Here is a 15,297-nt window from a genome sequence, read left to right on the forward strand (position 1 = left end):
CGGGGGCGGGGAGGTGGTGGTCTCATAGTGCCACCGTGATGCTGGCCGAGAACGGGATGGCGAGCTCGCTTCTCGGGGTCGCCGACCGTCGTCGTCGGGATGCGGGCCGCGCGCCGCCCTCTAGAATCGCTCCGTGGCGCAGAAACAGAAGCAGAGACAGCGGAAGCAGCAAGCGAACCCGACGCAGCGGCCCCGGCCGAAAGCCGGCGAGGTGCGCAAGCTGGATGCGCGCGCCTGGATCTCCGGTGCCCGGCTGCGCACGCTCCCGCTCGCCATCGCCCCGGTGCTGCTGGGCACGGCCGGCGCCATCGTCGACGGGCCGCTCGGCGAGTACCACTGGGTGCGCGCGCTCGCCTGCCTCGCGGTCGCCCTGTGCCTGCAGATCGGCGTGAACTACGCGAACGACTACTCCGACGGCATCCGCGGCACGGATGCCTACCGCGTCGGCCCCGCCCGTCTGACCGGTTCGGGCCTCGTCGACCCGAAGCGCGTGCGACTCGTCGCCTTCATCTTCTTCGGCCTCGGCGCCCTCGCAGGTCTCTTCCTGGTCGTCACTTCCGGACAGTGGTGGCTGCTGGCCGTCGGCGCGGTCGCGATCCTGGCGGCCTGGTTCTATACGGGTGGCAAGCGTCCGTACGGATACGCGGGGCTCGGCGAGGTGTTCGTCTTCGTGTTCTTCGGCCTCGTCGCGACCGCCGGCACGACGTTCGTGCAGATCGGCAGCGTCTCCACGAACGTGTGGATCATGGCAACCGCGATCGGCCTCTTCTCCTGCGCTGTGCTCATGGTCAACAACATCCGCGACATCGAGCAGGATCGCCTCGCCGGCAAGCGCACGCTTGCTGTGCTCGTCGGCCCGGTCGTCTCGCGCTGGCTCTTCGGCGTCTTCACGCTGGCGCCGTTCGTGCTCGCCATCCTCTTCGCCATCGCCTACCGCAACGCGATCTTCACGTTCTTCGCCCTGCTGCTCGCCGCTCCCGCGGTCCTCATCACAGCGACGGCCCGCAAGCCGAAGGAGCTCATCCTCGCGCTCATGCTGACGAGCTTCGCGACGCTCGCCTACGCGCTGCTGCTCGGCTTCGGCATCGTGTTCAGCGGATACGTGCGCTAGCTGTTCGGCGAGTGCTGCGGCGAAGAGTCGGGCGTCTGCTCTTCACCGGAGTCCACCTTGGCTGGCTCAGTCTCGTCAGTCTCGGTGCCTGGCTCGGCCGCGGCGGTTTCAGCGGTGGAGTCCAAGGCCGCGTCCTCGTCCTTGTCGTCGGCGGTGCGCGCGTCCTTGCGCTCGGTGAGGCGCTGTAGGTCGTCGCCCATCTGCTGGCGTGTGCCGCGCAGGAAGATGACGGAGATGCACGCGCTGATGACGGCGCCGACGAGGGCGCCGGCCAGCCAGTTCCACTGCCAGGCGGGCAGGGCCAGCATGACCACGGCGAATGGCACCGCGAACGCGAGCAGTCTGATGACGGAGTAGACAAGCCAGGCGCGCTTCGAGTTCATCCGGCAATTCTACGAGCGGGCGGGTGAGCCCGGGTTCGCCCAGAGCACAGACGCCACCAGGTCGGGTGGAGGCAAGTCGCGTATCCTCGGGGAACCATGTCTCGCCTCCTCATTACTGCCGCAGTCATCGTCGTCGCGGTGACCATCTTCGCCGTGGTCGATTGCGCGATGACGGACGCAAAGCGCACTCGCGCGCTCCCGAAACCCGTCTGGGTTGTCGTGGTCTTGCTGGTTCCCGTGGTCGGCCCGCTCCTGTGGCTGTTCTTCGGCAAGGTGCGCGGCAACGCGGCCGCCGTGAAGCCCGTGCAGACGACGCCGGATGACGACGAGACGTTCCTCAAGTCCATCGGCATCGAGTCCGACAGCGAGGAGCGCATCCGCAAGCTGGAGGAAGAGCTGAAGGCGCTCGACGACGTGGAGTTCCCGGCCGCCGCGCCGAAGGGCCCCGTCACCGAAGGCGGCGCCGCGACGGCGCTGGAGGATGCTGCAGACGAGCCCGTGAAGGGCGAGCGGACCTCGAAGGCTGACAGGACCGAGAAGCCCGCCAAGCCGGAGCTCGGCGGCAAGAAGCCGCGCAAGGGCGAAGCAGGCGACGCCGGGCATGACGGCGAGCCCATCGAGCACAAGGACGACTGGACTCAGGGCGACGGGTCGTCCCGTGCCTGATCGGCACGCCGACCCCGAACCTCCCCACTCGCAGCGCCCCGCAGGGGGCGATGCGTCGGCTGTCTCAACGCCGGTGCCCGCCTCGCTGCCCCGCACCGGAAACCCGGCCACCGACTTCAGCCTCGACTTCCTCGCCCAGCTGGTCCAGCGCGGGGTCACTGACCTCGTCGTCTGCCCAGGGTCTCGCTCGCAGGCGCTGTCGCTGGTCGCGGCCGAACTGGAACGTGTCGGCGCGGTCCGGCTGCACGTTCGCATCGATGAGCGCTCCGCTGGCTTCTTCGCGCTCGGCCTCGCTGCCGAGACCGGGCGAGCGGTCCCCGTCATCACGACGTCAGGGACAGCGGTCGCCAACCTGCTCCCGGCCATGCTCGAGGCGTTCCATGCCACCGTGCCGCTGGTCGCCGTCACCGCGGACCGCCCCGAGGAGCTCCTCGGCATCGGTGCCAACCAGGCGACGACGCAGCCGGGCATCTTCGGCCCCAACGTTCCGCACGAGGCCGTGCAGGCGCCGGTCGGGGCCCCGGATGAGGCGCCGCTCGCAGAGCGCCTTGCGATCCGTGCAGCTGACACGCGCGGGCCGCTGCACCTGAACCTCGCGTTCCGCGACCCGCTGAGCGTTGCCGTTCCGGAACTGGACGAGTGGGCCGCCGCCGCTCCCGATGACCGAGCCGCGGCCGACCAAGGCCGAGCCGCAGCAGTCCAGGGGGACGCGGCCGACACGCTCGACATCGAGGCGGCGGACTGGCCCCGCACGCTTGTCATCGCAGGCGCCGCTGCCGGCCCTGAGGCGGAGAAGGTCGCGCACGAAGGTGGCTGGCCGCTCATCGCGGAGGCCACGAGCGGTTCGCGCTACGGGCGCAACCTCGTGCTCGCCTACCGTCAGCTGCTCGGCGCGACCTCCCCGCGCCCAGACCTCCGCGACACGATCGAGCGGGTGCTGGTCTTCGGCCACCCGACGCTCAGCCGCGAGATTCCCCAGCTCATCGCACGCGACGACGTCCACGCCGTGGTCGTCGGCCCGACCGGTGGTGAGCCGTACAACCCGGCGCACGCGGTCGCCGCGCACGTCGACGCCGTGCGCGTGCATCCGGTGCCGCCCGCTGATGCGGATGCGAGAACCGAATCCCGCGCCTGGCTCCGCGAGTGGGTGCTCGCGAGTCGAGCGCTGGTGGAGGCGGGCGCCGAGCAGACCCCGGCGCCCGACATCGAGGCGTCCCGTTCCAGCGACACCGCGGTGCGGGGTCGCTTCGCGAAGCAGGAACTGGCGGTCGCTCGCACCAAGGTCGACCGGCGGATGCTCGCGGAGGCGGTGTGGAGCGCGACGTGGCCGCATGACCGGCTGGTCCTCGGAGCGTCGACGCTCATCCGCTCGCTCGACGCCCAGGTGGCCGGGAAGCCCATCCGGGTCCACGCCAACCGCGGTCTCGCGGGCATCGACGGCACGATCGCGACGACCCTTGGAGTCGCCGTCGGCAGCCAGCTCGGCGGTCCGGTGTCAGCCCAGGGTGGCGTGACGCGTGCCCTCATCGGCGACCTCACGTTGCTGCATGACGCGTCATCGCTGCTTATCGGGCAGGGGGGCGAGTGGGCTCCCCGTGTGCAGCTCATCGTCGGCAACGACGGCGGGGGCACCATCTTCGACGACCTCGAGGTGGCTCGAACCGCCGCCGTCGAGGCGCACACGCGGGTGCTCTACACGCCCACCAGGGTCGACCTCGAGGCGCTGGCAACCGCGTACGGCTGGAGCTACTGCCGAGCGGAGACCCGCGCGGACCTCCAGGGCGCGCTCGTCTCGCGCGAGCACGAGCGCATCCTCATCGAGGTGCCGCTGCCTCGCGGCTGACGGCCGGAGCACGCACGCGGCGCACCGTGTCGCCGCGGTCTAGGCGGGTGGAAGATCGCCGTCCATGACGACGGACTGCGTTCCCGCATCCCACGCGAAGGTGGCGACCGACTCGCCAGTCGGTGCGGCGTTGGGCTCGCCGGGCAGCGGGTACCGGTAGGTGACCGTGATCAGGGTGTCGGAGAGCTGCCCGATCTCAGGGGAGAAGCCGTACGCGTCCGCCGTCGCCGTGCCGACGTACTCACCGCCGTGGAAGAGCAGGATGTGGTGCGGGGTGGATGCGGTCCCGCCCTCGAGCGTGACGACGACGTAGGAGAGTGGCGCGCACGCATCCCAGGTCTCGCGGTCGGGTTCGGCCGCAACCCACGGCAGGTCAGGGAAGTCCGGATATGCCTCGACTTGGGGCAGTGCGGTTTCGAGGGCCTCGGCCTGTGTCGAGTCCGCGCAGGAGGTCTCCGGCGCGGGCGCTTCGCTCGGCTCGCTCTCGGGGGTGGGCGTCGTCGTGGCGGTCACGGTGACCGTGGCGGCCGGAGTCGTCTCAGCGGTCGGTGGCGTTGCGGTCGCGGCGCACGCGCTGATGCCGAGGGATGCGGCGGCGAGGAACGCGAAGCTGGCGGGGATGCGTGCTGATCGTGGGATTCGCATGGTGGAGCCCTCCTCAGTCGACATTCCCGAAGGCTAATGAGCGAGGCTTGACGGATCCAGGGAGTGCATATGTCAGGACATATGCTGGTCTGGCACGTCCAACGATGATTCCGGAGGAACGATGGCCCCCTCATCCACGAACCCAGAGGCACCCGCGGCTGCGGACGGTGCCATGAACTTCCACACGAGGAAGTGGGTGCGCCCCGAAGACCTCAACGCGAACGGCACGCTCTTCGGCGGCAGCCTGCTGCGCTGGATCGACGAAGAGGCCGCGATCTACGCGATCATCCAGCTCGGCAACTACCGGTGCGTGACGAAGTACATCTCGGAGATCAACTTCGAGGCGTCGGCCGAACAGGGTGACCTCATCGAGATGGGCCTCGTCGCGACCCACTTCGGGCGCACCTCCATGACGATGCGAGCCGTCGTGCGCAACATGATCACGCGCCGCACGATCCTCTCCATCGAGAAGATCGTCTTCGTGAGCCTCGGCGACGAGGGCATCCCCGAGCCGCACGGCTACTCGACCATCACCTACGCCCGCGACCGGATGCCGACGACGCACCCGAAGACCGGCACCATCGCGGTCCCGACGGCGGGCGAGGAGCGACGCTGATCACGCACAGGAGGGCACCCGGTCTCCCGAGTGCCCTCCTCGTGCAGCTGAACCGCTGCGCTACTGGTTGCCGACCTGCTTGTCGGCCGCGTCCCTGGCGCCCTTGATCTGGTCGGTGAACTTGTCTCCGGTGGCCTTCTGGGCCGCATCCGCGACGCCGTCGAGGATCTTGTCGCTCACGTCCTCTGCCTGCTCGCTCTTCAGTGCTTCGGTGACTCGCGGGTCCTTCAGGAACTCCTGCGCCTTGCCGGTGATGTCTTCGATGCCCATGTGGTTCTCCCTCGCTCGAGCGCCGCTCCCGCTCCGTCGTGGAAGCCGTCGCGGTGCCAAAGCCTAGTGCCAGGCGGTGGCGCTAGCCTGGTCTCATGCCTCACTTCACCACCGAAGACGCCGCAGTGCTGCGCGTTGCCCCCGACTTCGATCTTGGCTCGATCGACCCGGACTCGACCCCAGGTTTCACCGGCAAGAAGGCAGACGCAGCCGCCCTGTTCACGGAGCACGACGAGGAGATCGCCGAGCTGCAGGAGCGCATGTTCGCGAACGCGCGCGTCGGCCGGGCGGCGCCCTCGGTGCTGCTCCTGCTGCAGGGCATGGACACGTCCGGCAAGGGTGGAATCGTGCGTCACGTCATCGGTGGGGTCGACCCGCAGGGCGTGCAGATCGCCTCGTTCAAGGCGCCGACGCAGGAGGAACGCGGGCAGGACTTCCTCGTGCGCATCCGCGAGCAGCTGCCCGCTGCAGGCAAGATCGGCGTCTTCGACCGATCACACTACGAGGACGTCCTCATCCAGCGCGTTCGCGCGTTCGCGCCGCCGGAGGAGATCGAGCGGCGTTACGGGGCGATCGTCGACTTCGAGGACGAGCTTGCCGCGTCCGGGACGAAGCTCATCAAGGTGATGCTGCATATCTCGAAAGGCGAGCAGGGGGCTCGCCTCGCGGAACGGCTCGAGCGTCCGGACAAGCACTGGAAGTACAACCCCGGTGACGTCGATGAGCGCCTCCTCTGGGACCAGTACCAGGATGCCTACGAGATCGCGCTGCGACGCACGTCGACAGAGACGTCGCCGTGGTACTGCGTTCCCGCGAACAGGAAGTGGTTCTCGCGGCTTGTCGTGAAGGGGCTGCTGCTGGATGCGCTGCGCGGCTTCGACCTGCAGTGGCCGGCTGCGGACTTCGACGTCGAGGTCGAGAAGCGGCGTCTGGCGGAGAGCGCCTAGCTCTCGCGCCGCTCCGCGGCCGAGGGATGCGCCAGGGGTGCCAGGGGCGGGCCGGGACGCGCAGTCAGTCGGCGAACTCGGGCGGCCAGACGAGGCTGAAGCGTTCGAGGACGATCTCGTGCTCCGGGGTGAACGCTCGACCGGCGGCGGCGCGCGTGCGCTCCCAGTAGCGACGGTGCTCGCGACGCCAGCTCTCAAGGCTCCGATCGTCCTCACCCTCGTCGTAGGCGAAGGAGGCGTCGACGCTGTCGAACGTGCCGATGCGCAGCTCGGTGCTGCGGATCACGACGACTGGCGCGCCGCTGCCATCGCAGGCGATCCAATGCGAGCCGATGCGGGGGAGCGGCTCGTTCTCCTCGGTGAACTCCTCGACGAGTCCTGCGGTCGCGCGCTTCGGGCCGTGGGTCACGAGCGCGAGCAGCTCGTCGGCGAGTTCGACGCTGTCCCCGAAGTACTCGACCGTGTAGTCGGACGCCGACGCGGCGGCGCTCTGGTTGGCGGCGCGGTAGTCGCTCCACATCGCCGCGGCAGCCGCGCGGTCGACGCTCGGGAGCTCGGTGCGTCCGAGCGCTTCGTTGCTGTTGCTGGTGTCCGTCACCGCGTCGTCTTCCCGCCGCGACGTCGTGACTCGTCCTCCGCGTCGCCGCGCAGCGCCTCCACGATGGGGCGGAACTTCAGCTGCGTCTCGCGGTACTCATCCGCTGCGTCTGAGGACGCGACGATGCCGCCGCCCGCGTATGCCGTGATCGACCCGCTCGCGTCGATCTCGGCACCGCGGAGTGCGACGGCCCATTCGCCGTCGCCGCCAGCGCCGACCCAGCCGACGGGGCCGGCGTAGCGCTGCCGGTCGAAGGGCTCGAGGGCCAGGATCGCGTCAAGGGCGGCGGGGGTGGGGGTGCCGCCGACGGCGGCCGTCGGGTGCAGCGCGTCCACCAGATCGAGCACCGTCACGCCGGTGGGGAGGGTGCCGCGGATGTCGCTCGCCAGGTGCCAGAGGTTCGGCAGCTTGAGCGTGAAGGGGACGCGGCTGCTCGTGAGCCCCGTGCCGGGGTCGTCGTGCGTGTCGAGCGTCTCGAGCGACGCGAGCGCGCTCTCGACCGCGTAGCGGTGCTCGGCGAGGTTCTTCTCGCTGTGGCGGAGTCTCGCCTGGGCGCGTGCATCCGCCTCCTCGTCGGCACCGCGCGGCGCCGTACCGGCGAGCACCCGAGCGGAGACCTGGCGCTCGAGGACCCGGACGAGCGTCTCGGGGCTGGTTCCCGTGAGGCCATCGACGGCGTACGTCCAGCATTCGGGATACGCGGACGCGAGGCGCGCGAGCAGGCGGCGACGATCTGCGCCAGCTGGGAGCCCGCCGCGCTGTTCGCGCGCCAGGACGACCTTCGAGAGGTGGCCCGTGTGGATGAGGTCGAGCGCTCGGTCGATCGCGCGTCGGTGCTCATCGGACGACATGAGGCCGTCCTCGAGGATCGCCGTCGCATCCGTCTCGCCGAACGGCTGAGCCTCGGGCAGGCGCGGCTTCGGTTCGGAACCGTCCGCGGTGATGGCGGTCACGAACGAGACCGAGCCGCGGCGACCGACGATGAGTTCCGGCACCTCGAGCACGCTGCGCGCCCCGGACTCAGCCGCGAACGCGAACGCCCCGAACGCGACGAGACCGGAGCCGGTGGCCTTGACGGTGTCGTCGATGTCGGCCGCCTCGACGACCTGCCTCCAGGCGTCAGCGGAGTCTGGGATGCGCGTCTCGCCGGTGAACTCGCCCCGCCAGGCGCTTCCGGAAGCGACGATGCCGTCGCCCTGCCGAAGCCACACGAGCGGAGAGGTCGGGGATGCGAAGCGGAGGAGATCGCCGGAATGCGGCACCTCGATGGTCCGCGCGCGCAAGCGGGGGGCGTTGACAGCTGGCACGACCGCAAGCCTAGACCCGGCGTGGGAGGGCGGCCCGGGAGTCCGCCTGAATGCGGCCAGGGCGAAGCCTGCGCCGCAACGTAGGATGATCCGGTGACCAAAGCCGACCTGAACAAGCGACCCGAGCAAGTGTCGTCGATGTTCGACCGTGTTTCCAAGAAATACGACGAGACGAACGACATCCTGAGCATGGGCAACGCGGCGCGTTGGCGTGTGCAGACCCGCCACGCCATCGCCCCGCAGCCGGGTGAGAAGATCCTCGATGTCGCTGCAGGCACCGGCACGGTCAGCAAGGTCCTCGCCGACGCTGGCGCCAAGGTCACCGCCCTCGACTTCTCCGCCGGCATGATCGAGGAGGGCAAGCGCATCCACGGTGCGAACCCCGACATCGAGTTCGTCCAGGGTGACGCGACCAAGCTCCCGTTCGACGACAACACGTTCGACGCGTCGACCGTGAGCTTCGGCCTGCGCAACGTGCAGGAGCCGAAGGTCGCACTGCGGGAGATGCTGCGAGTCACGAAACCGGGCGGACGCCTCGTCATCGCGGAGTTCTCGACGCCGCCGCAGGCGATCATCCGCACGGGCTACCGCGCCTACATGCAGCTCGCGATGCCGAGCATCGTGAAGCTCGTGAGCAGCGACCCCGAGGCGTACACGTACCTGAACGAGTCGATCATCGCGTGGCCTGCGCAGCGCGAGCTGGCATCCTGGTTGCGGGAAGCGGGCTTCGAGCGGGTCAAGTACCGCAATCTCACTGCCGGGATCGTCGCGTTGCACAAGGGATTCGTCCCGCTCTCCGAAGCAGGCAGCGCCCCCAGCTAGGGGAGACGGAAGCCAGCAGGCAACGGCCCAGCGCCACCTGCACCCCCAACCCAGTTCGTGCGGAGATCTCCTTCGGACGGAACACCTGAACCACCAGGAGACATGAGCGTGGAGCTCCCCAAGACCGAACAGCGCCGCAAGGCGCGAAGCACCGTGGTGCCGGGCGGAACCGACGACCTCTTCGACGGTCCGAAGTCCGACGTGCTGCGCGAGCGGCTCGACGCTGGATTGGCCGCGGTCGAGGCTCGCCTCGGTGCCGAGGTGCAGTACGCCGACGAGATCGCCGACGTCACCGCCCGCTACCTCCTCAACGCAGGCGGCAAGCGCCTGCGCCCCATGCTCACGGTGCTCTCCTCGCAGTTCGGCGAGACGCCGGGGTCCGACGACGTCATCACGGCAGCCGCCGCGGTCGAGCTCACGCACCTCGCGTCGCTCTACCACGATGACGTCATGGATGAGGCGGAGCTGCGTCGCGGCGTCGCCGCCGCGCACCTCCAGTGGGGCAACTCCATCGCGATCCTCGCCGGCGACCTGCTCTTCGCCCGCTCGAGCCTGCTGTTCTCGGAGTTGGGCCTTCGCGCCGTCCGGCTGCAGGCTTCGATCTTCGAACGGCTCGTGCTCGGGCAGATGCGTGAGACGACGGGACCGTCGGCCGGTGCCGACCGCATCGATCACTACGTGGGCGTCCTCGCCGACAAGACGGGCTCCCTCATCTCCGCTGCCGCCCAGTTCGGCGCGATCGTGTCGAACGCACCCGAGCCGGTCGTCGCGGCGCTTGCCGAGTACGGCGAGCGGGTCGGTGTCGCCTTCCAGCTCGCTGATGACGTCATCGACCTGCAGCAGAACCCGGACACGACGGGCAAGCTCGCGGGCACCGACCTGCGTGCGGGTGTCGAGACGCTCCCTGTGCTGCTGCTGGAACGCCAGGCGGCGACCGACGAAGCGAGCCGCGACCTGCTGGAGCGCATCCGCACACGCGTCGCCGGCGTCAACGAGCAGCCGGAGGAGACTCGCGCGGGCGAGGAGGAGATCTCGAGCATCATCACCGAACTCCGCGAGCACCGCGTGACGCAGCTCACGATCGACGAAGCCCAGAACTGGGTGACCCTCGCGGTCGAGGCCCTGCGGCCGCTGAAAGCCGGCCCGGCGAAGAACGCACTCGAGCGCTTCGCCGCGGAGGTCGTCAGCCGCGATCGCTGACCGAGACGTTCTGAGACGCCTCACCCCCGACCCGTCCGGAGGACGACACTTCGCGAGCCTCCACCTCGATCCGTCCTGGAGGACATGTGACCACGCTCCGCCTTGCCATCGTCGGCGCAGGACCAGCCGGCATCTACGCGGCCGACATCCTGCAGAAGATGGAGCGCCAGTTCGACCTCTCCATCGACCTGTTTGACAAGCTGCCTGCCCCATACGGGCTGGTGCGGTACGGGGTCGCCCCTGACCACCCGCGCATCAAGGGCATCATCAACGCCCTCCGCGAGGTGCTCGAATCCGGGGTCATGCGGGTCTTCGGCGGCGTGGAGTTCGGCAAGGACATCACGCTCGACGACCTCAAGCAGCACTACCACGCGGTGATCTTCTCGACGGGAGCCATCCGCGACGCCTCCCTCGACATCCCGGGCATCGAGGCGCAGGGCAGCTACGGAGCCGCGGACTTCGTGAACTGGTACGACGGGCACCCCGACGTGCCGCGCACGTGGCCGCTCGACGCTCGCGAGGTCGCCGTCATCGGCAACGGCAACGTGGCGCTCGATGTCGCGCGCATGCTCGCGAAGCACCCGAAGGACCTCATGTCCACCGAGGTGCCGCAGAACGTGGTCGAGGGTCTCGAGTCGAGCCCTGTCACCGACGTGCACGTGTTCGGCCGGCGTGGGCCTGCGCAGGTGAAGTTCACGCCCCTCGAGCTGCGTGAGCTCGGCGAGGTGCCAGACGTGGACGTCATCGTGTACGAGGACGACTTCGACCGCGACCCGGCTGCCGCCGAGCTCGCGAAGACGAACAAGCAGCTCATGGTGATCGGGCGCATCATGGGCAAGTGGCGCGGGGAGCGGGAGCTGACCGCCTCGCGTCGCCTCCACCTGCATTTCTACTCGAAGCCGGATGCGGTGCTCACAGAGGACGGGCCAGACGGCGAACGCGTGCGCGCGCTCCGGATCGAGCGCACGGAGCCGGACGCCGAGGGCGGTGTGCGCGGGACCGGCGAGTTCGTCGAGTACCCGGTGCAGGCCGTCTACCGGGCCGTCGGCTACTTCGGCTCGCCCCTGCCCGGCGTGCCGTTCGACGAGCATCACGGCGTCATCCCGAACCGCGAGGGTCAGGTCTGGGACGACGACAACCAGCAGGTGAACGGAATGTACGCGACGGGGTGGATCAAGCGCGGACCCATCGGCCTGATCGGGCACACGAAGTCGGATGCACTCGAGACGGTGACGCACCTCGTCGCGGATCAGGGCAACTGGTGGACTCCCGCCGACGCGAGCGAGGCCTCCGTCGTGGAGCTGCTCGAATCGCGTGGGGTGCGGTTCACCGACCTCGCCGGGTGGCGTCGTCTCGACGCGCACGAGCTCGCACTCGGCGAGGCGAATGGCCGTGAGCGGATCAAGGTTGTGGATCGGGACGAGATGACGCGGATTTCCCGGGGCGAATAGGGGTTTTGGTCGCCGTTCAAGAAGTGGGGAGTTCTGCCCATCGCGGAACGACCGTTCACCTCGTACGCTCGGAGTACGCACAGAGAGCGGAAGAGATTTCGGGCTGAACCGGTCCGAGTCAACACTTCAGCCGGCGGCTGAGCCGCGTCGCAATGGTCGTTCTGACCGCGGCGCGATACTGGGGGAGCTCGCCGTCGGCTGAAGATTCTTTGCCGAGACGGTTCCTGCAATCGATCAGCGGGATCAGCGCGGTTGGCGCGGTTGGCGCTCCGGGTTGTCGCTACTGGATGACGCTGGTGAGGCGGGCGACGTTGTCGAGTGCGCGGGTCAGGATGGGCCGCTGCCGCCACTCGTCGAGGGTCAGCTCGAAGCTGCGCTGCCGGTACCCGTTCTCGACTTCGCGCATCCGGTTCACGAACTCTTCGCCGTGCACCATGAGCATGAGCTCCGCGTTGAGGGTGAAGGAGCGCATGTCCATGTTGCTGGAGCCGATGAGGGTGACGGAGTCGTCGAAGGTGATGTGCTTCGAGTGCAGGATGTAGGGGCGTCGGTACAGCATGATCTTGACGCCGGCGCGGAGGAGCGTCTCGTAGTAGGAGCGCTGGGCGTGGAAGACGAAGAACTGGTCGGCGATCTCCCCGACGAAGAGTTCGACGCTGACGCCGCGCTGCACGGCTGTCGTGATGGCGTACATGAGTGAGTCGTCTGGGACGAAGTAGGGGCTGACGATGACGATGCGCTCCCGAGCCGCGTAGAGCAGCTGGTTGAAGAGGCGCAGGTTGTTCTCGTTCTCGTAGCCGGGGCCGCTCGGGACGAGCTGGCAGGGGAACACGTCGTGCTGGTCGCCGGATTCGATCTCGGCTTCCGCCTCGTCGGGTTCTGGGGTGACCGGGTCGTTCTCGAAGACGTCGGTGAGCAGCTCTTCCGTCTCGGCGTACCAGTCGGAGATGAAGACGGCGTTGACGCCGGTGACCATGGGCCCCTCCATGCGGAGCATGAGGTCTTTCCATTTGAGGTCGTCGCCGCCGGGCTTGGGGCCGCGGTGGTAGTCGCGGGAGATGAGGTTCTGTGATCCGAGGTAGGCCGTGCGGCCGTCGACGACGAGCAGCTTGCGATGGTTGCGCAGGTCGACGCGCTGCATGCCGCCCTGCCAGGGGTAGAGCGAGAGCATCCGGTGCCAGTCGGCGCCGATCTGGGTGAGCCGATGCTTCATCTTCTTGTAGCCGCGGTAGCGCATCGAGCCGACGTGGTCGAACAGGACGCGGACGGTCACGCCGCGTTGCACGGCGCGTTCGAGCGCGTCGAAGAACGGGGCGGTGGCGTCGTCGTGGCTCATGGCGTAGAAGAGCACGTTGACGTAGCTCTCGGCTTCGTCGATCTCGTCGGCCATCCGACGGATGGCCCGGTTGTAGGTGCCGTGCAGCTCGAGGCGGTTGCCGTCGGCGAGGGGGATCGCGGTGAGGTGCTCACCGAGCTTCGTGACCTGGGCGAACCACGATGGGCTCGTGATGACCTGCTCGGCCGGGGCGATCTGGTCGGTGGCGTCGCGGATGATGCCGTCGACCTGAGCCTGCATGCGTCGGCGTCGGGTTGGCAGCTGGTTCGTGCCGAACAGGAAGAAGAGGACGACGCCGAGGTAGGGGATGAGGATGATCGTGATGATCCAGGCGAGCGCCGTCGTGGGTCGCCGGTTTCGGGGGATCACGACGACCGACGTGACGATGATGAGCACGTAGATCGTGGCGACCGCAACGAGCCAGAACCCGGTCAGGCCGAGCTCCGGATACCAGGGCATGAGCGCGCCGATGGCCGAGCTCGGGGTGAACTCGGCCACGGCGGCCCCCGAGGGCACTAGCGGCGGTTGACGAACTGGAGGTCGACGTCGACGTCGGCGCTCTTGAGCAGCGCCATGGTCGCCTGAAGGTCGTCACGACTCTTCGAGGAGACACGCAGTTCGTCGCCCTGAATCTGCGCCTTGACGCTCTTCGGGCCTTCGTCGCGGATGAGCTTCGTGAGCTTCTTCGCGCTCGGCTGGTCGATGCCCTCCTTCAGGGAGGCCTCGATGCGGTACTCCTTGCCTGAGGCATAGGGGTCACCGACGTCGAGCGTCTTCAGTGAGAAGCCGCGCTTGATGAACTTGGTCTGCAGGACATCGAGCACCGCCTTCACGCGCTCTTCGCTGGAGGCCTTGAGGAGGAGCTTCTCGCCAGACCAGTCGACCGAGGCGCCGACGCCCTTGAAGTCATAGCGCGTCTCGAGCTCCTTCTGCGCCTGGTTGACGGCGTTGTCCGCCTCCATCTTGTCGACCTTGTTAACGACATCAAACGAGGAATCTGCCATGCCCACCATGGTAGCGAGGAGCGCCGACAATCTCGTGAGCAGGAGCGACGTCTGCGTCGTTTCGACAAACCGGGTGGAAGTCGGTAGTCTCTAGCCTGCACGTTTGCGCTCTGCGCTGTGCACTGGCGAGTTACCCAAGCGGCCAAAGGGATCTGACTGTAAATCAGACTGCTCAGCATTCGGGGGTTCGAATCCCTCACTCGCCACCAACACCTGACGCGAGGCATCTCCAAGATGCCTCGCGTCAGGTGCGTTCACGGGGTGGCATGGGCGAGCCGGCACTGGCAGTCGGCGCCTATGGCTGGACGGGAGCGCGTCGACGTCTGGTCTTCGTCGCGGGGGCTTCTCGCGGCAGCTGCGCCTCCAGCAGCGGCATGGACTCGATGCGGCCCCGTTCGACATGTGCTGCGGTCAGCAGCTCTGCCACATCGACCTGACCCGCGACGATCGCGTCGACGATCTCGCGGTGCTCGACCCACATCGCCGCGGTGTCGCGCTGCGGGGTGAGTCGGAAGAGCCAGCGCACCCGGCCGCTCATGAGCTTCGTCACCCGGCGAAGGAGCGCGTGGTCTGCGAGCGCGATGATCTCCTCGTGCAGGTCGGAGTTGCGCGTCGACGCCGGCGGGGTCGACTGGGTGTCAGGGGTGGACTCCCCGTGCGCCGAACGCAGTGCGGCGAGCATGGGGGCGACATCGGCGCCGGCGCGTGCTCGCCTGGCGGCGAAGGCGGATGCCATCGGCTCGAGCTGCCGACGCAGATCGAACACCTCGGTGGCGTCGGTCACGGTCAGGACGTGCACGACCGCGCCGCGCCGCGGTTGCGTGGTGATGAACCCCTCGGACTCGAGGATCGGGAGGGCCTCCCTCACCGGGATGCGCGACACCTCCAGTCGCTCTGCGATCTCGCGCTCGTTGAGTTTCGACCCCATCGCCAGCTCGCCCGTGATGATCTGCTCGCGGAGGGTGTGCGCGATGCGCGCGGGGGTCGGCTCAGGGCTCATGGGGACCATTCTGGCACGCACTGAAGTGCGCGTTTGGAATGCCAAAGAGGCAGTACAGCCCCCTCAACATAGATAAATGCGAGGTTTGGTATGCAGAA

The 15,297-nt window shown here is 68.4% G+C and carries 16 protein-coding genes and 1 tRNA gene; 9 read left to right on the forward strand and 8 right to left on the reverse strand.

Annotated elements, in window-relative coordinates:
• Positions 1-133 precede the first annotated feature (133 nt).
• On the forward strand, positions 134-1,111 hold the full coding sequence (locus tag F8O03_RS11510) for a 1,4-dihydroxy-2-naphthoate polyprenyltransferase (protein WP_151423963.1): 978 nt from the start codon (positions 134-136) through the stop codon (positions 1,109-1,111).
• Here the strand turns inward: F8O03_RS11510 and F8O03_RS11515 are convergent.
• Entirely contained in the window at positions 1,108-1,494 is a 387-nt protein-coding gene (locus tag F8O03_RS11515; RefSeq protein WP_151423964.1) for a DUF4229 domain-containing protein, read from the reverse strand. The genes F8O03_RS11510 and F8O03_RS11515 overlap by 4 nt on opposite strands.
• Positions 1,495-1,590: 96 nt before the next feature.
• On the opposite strand from F8O03_RS11515, the gene F8O03_RS11520 reads away from it, so the two are divergent.
• Together F8O03_RS11520 and menD are read left to right on the forward strand one after the other, a co-directional pair.
• Positions 1,591-2,160 carry a PLDc N-terminal domain-containing protein gene (locus tag F8O03_RS11520; RefSeq protein ID WP_151423965.1) on the forward strand — a complete coding sequence of 190 codons (570 nt, stop codon included), beginning with the start codon at positions 1,591-1,593 and terminating at the stop codon, positions 2,158-2,160.
• 73 nt (positions 2,161-2,233) lie between these two features.
• Complete coding sequence (gene menD / locus F8O03_RS11525) at positions 2,234-4,003, forward strand: 2-succinyl-5-enolpyruvyl-6-hydroxy-3-cyclohexene-1-carboxylic-acid synthase (RefSeq protein ID WP_244296233.1); 1,770 nt, start codon at positions 2,234-2,236, stop codon at positions 4,001-4,003.
• Positions 4,004-4,042: 39 nt separating this feature from the next.
• Here the strand turns inward: menD and F8O03_RS11530 are convergent, their stop codons facing one another.
• Entirely contained in the window at positions 4,043-4,672 is a 630-nt protein-coding gene (locus F8O03_RS11530; protein ID WP_151423967.1) for an LppP/LprE family lipoprotein, read from the reverse strand.
• Between the two features lie 97 nt (positions 4,673-4,769).
• On the opposite strand from F8O03_RS11530, the gene F8O03_RS11535 reads away from it, so the two are divergent.
• Positions 4,770-5,264: an acyl-CoA thioesterase gene (locus F8O03_RS11535; protein ID WP_416375850.1), complete on the forward strand. Its 495-nt coding sequence runs from the start codon at positions 4,770-4,772 to the stop codon at positions 5,262-5,264.
• Between the two features lie 60 nt (positions 5,265-5,324).
• On the opposite strand, the gene F8O03_RS11540 is transcribed toward F8O03_RS11535, so the two are convergent.
• A complete protein-coding gene (locus tag F8O03_RS11540) occupies positions 5,325-5,534 on the reverse strand; it encodes an Rv0909 family putative TA system antitoxin (RefSeq protein WP_104254545.1) in 210 nt (69 codons plus the stop codon).
• A gap of 95 nt (positions 5,535-5,629) precedes the next feature.
• On the opposite strand from F8O03_RS11540, the gene F8O03_RS11545 reads away from it, so the two are divergent.
• On the forward strand, positions 5,630-6,481 hold the full coding sequence (locus tag F8O03_RS11545; protein WP_151423968.1) for a PPK2 family polyphosphate kinase: 852 nt from the start codon (positions 5,630-5,632) through the stop codon (positions 6,479-6,481).
• Positions 6,482-6,545: 64 nt separating this feature from the next.
• Here F8O03_RS11545 and F8O03_RS11550 read toward each other — a convergent pair whose 3' ends face one another.
• Together F8O03_RS11550 and F8O03_RS11555 are read right to left on the reverse strand one after the other, a co-directional pair.
• Positions 6,546-7,001: an ASCH domain-containing protein gene (locus F8O03_RS11550; protein WP_151424049.1), complete on the reverse strand. Its 456-nt coding sequence runs from the start codon at positions 6,999-7,001 to the stop codon at positions 6,546-6,548.
• A 74-nt stretch (positions 7,002-7,075) separates the two neighbouring features.
• The gene (locus F8O03_RS11555) at positions 7,076-8,386 is read right to left on the reverse strand and encodes an isochorismate synthase (RefSeq protein ID WP_151423969.1); all 1,311 of its coding nucleotides are present in this window, start codon (positions 8,384-8,386) and stop codon (positions 7,076-7,078) included.
• A 93-nt stretch (positions 8,387-8,479) separates the two neighbouring features.
• On the opposite strand from F8O03_RS11555, the gene F8O03_RS11560 reads away from it, so the two are divergent.
• From F8O03_RS11560 to F8O03_RS11570, 3 genes are all read left to right on the forward strand, one after another.
• On the forward strand, positions 8,480-9,208 hold the full coding sequence (locus F8O03_RS11560) for a class I SAM-dependent methyltransferase (RefSeq protein WP_151423970.1): 729 nt from the start codon (positions 8,480-8,482) through the stop codon (positions 9,206-9,208).
• A gap of 102 nt (positions 9,209-9,310) precedes the next feature.
• Entirely contained in the window at positions 9,311-10,408 is a 1,098-nt protein-coding gene (locus tag F8O03_RS11565) for a polyprenyl synthetase family protein (protein ID WP_104254549.1), read from the forward strand.
• 86 nt (positions 10,409-10,494) lie between these two features.
• Positions 10,495-11,859, forward strand: coding sequence for an FAD-dependent oxidoreductase (locus F8O03_RS11570; protein ID WP_151423971.1), 1,365 nt, complete (start codon positions 10,495-10,497; stop codon positions 11,857-11,859).
• Between the two features lie 280 nt (positions 11,860-12,139).
• Here F8O03_RS11570 and cls read toward each other — a convergent pair whose 3' ends face one another.
• Both cls and F8O03_RS11580 read right to left on the reverse strand, forming a co-directional pair.
• Entirely contained in the window at positions 12,140-13,654 is a 1,515-nt protein-coding gene (gene cls, locus F8O03_RS11575; protein WP_151424050.1) for a cardiolipin synthase, read from the reverse strand.
• 56 nt (positions 13,655-13,710) lie between these two features.
• Positions 13,711-14,199, reverse strand: a complete 489-nt coding sequence (locus F8O03_RS11580; RefSeq protein WP_104254643.1) for a YajQ family cyclic di-GMP-binding protein — start codon at positions 14,197-14,199, stop codon at positions 13,711-13,713.
• Between the two features lie 124 nt (positions 14,200-14,323).
• Here F8O03_RS11580 and F8O03_RS11585 point away from each other — a divergent pair.
• Positions 14,324-14,408: transfer RNA gene (locus F8O03_RS11585), tRNA-Tyr, on the forward strand.
• Positions 14,409-14,494: 86 nt separating this feature from the next.
• Here the strand turns inward: F8O03_RS11585 and F8O03_RS11590 are convergent.
• On the reverse strand, positions 14,495-15,199 hold the full coding sequence (locus F8O03_RS11590) for a GntR family transcriptional regulator (protein ID WP_167516551.1): 705 nt from the start codon (positions 15,197-15,199) through the stop codon (positions 14,495-14,497).
• Positions 15,200-15,297: the final 98 nt, after the last annotated feature.

Source organism: Pseudoclavibacter terrae, assembly GCF_008831075.1.
GTDB lineage: Bacteria > Actinomycetota > Actinomycetes > Actinomycetales > Microbacteriaceae > Pseudoclavibacter > Pseudoclavibacter terrae.

Excerpts from the sequence above, each read along its gene's own strand:
- F8O03_RS11550 (WP_151424049.1), bottom strand. The coding sequence starts at position 7,001 with ATGTGGAGCGACTACCGCGCCGCCAACCAGAGCGCCGCCGCGTCGGCG.
- F8O03_RS11530 (WP_151423967.1), bottom strand. The coding sequence starts at position 4,672 with ATGTCGACTGAGGAGGGCTCCACCATGCGAATCCCACGATCAGCACGC.
- F8O03_RS11590 (WP_167516551.1), bottom strand. The coding sequence starts at position 15,199 with ATGAGCCCTGAGCCGACCCCCGCGCGCATCGCGCACACCCTCCGCGAG.
- F8O03_RS11515 (WP_151423964.1), bottom strand. The coding sequence starts at position 1,494 with ATGAACTCGAAGCGCGCCTGGCTTGTCTACTCCGTCATCAGACTGCTC.
- F8O03_RS11535 (WP_416375850.1), top strand. The coding sequence starts at position 4,770 with ATGGCCCCCTCATCCACGAACCCAGAGGCACCCGCGGCTGCGGACGGT.
- F8O03_RS11520 (WP_151423965.1), top strand. The coding sequence starts at position 1,591 with ATGTCTCGCCTCCTCATTACTGCCGCAGTCATCGTCGTCGCGGTGACC.
- F8O03_RS11565 (WP_104254549.1), top strand. The coding sequence starts at position 9,311 with ATGAGCGTGGAGCTCCCCAAGACCGAACAGCGCCGCAAGGCGCGAAGC.
- F8O03_RS11580 (WP_104254643.1), bottom strand. The coding sequence starts at position 14,199 with ATGGCAGATTCCTCGTTTGATGTCGTTAACAAGGTCGACAAGATGGAG.
- cls (WP_151424050.1), bottom strand. The coding sequence starts at position 13,654 with ATGCCCTGGTATCCGGAGCTCGGCCTGACCGGGTTCTGGCTCGTTGCG.
- F8O03_RS11545 (WP_151423968.1), top strand. The coding sequence starts at position 5,630 with ATGCCTCACTTCACCACCGAAGACGCCGCAGTGCTGCGCGTTGCCCCC.
- F8O03_RS11540 (WP_104254545.1), bottom strand. The coding sequence starts at position 5,534 with ATGGGCATCGAAGACATCACCGGCAAGGCGCAGGAGTTCCTGAAGGAC.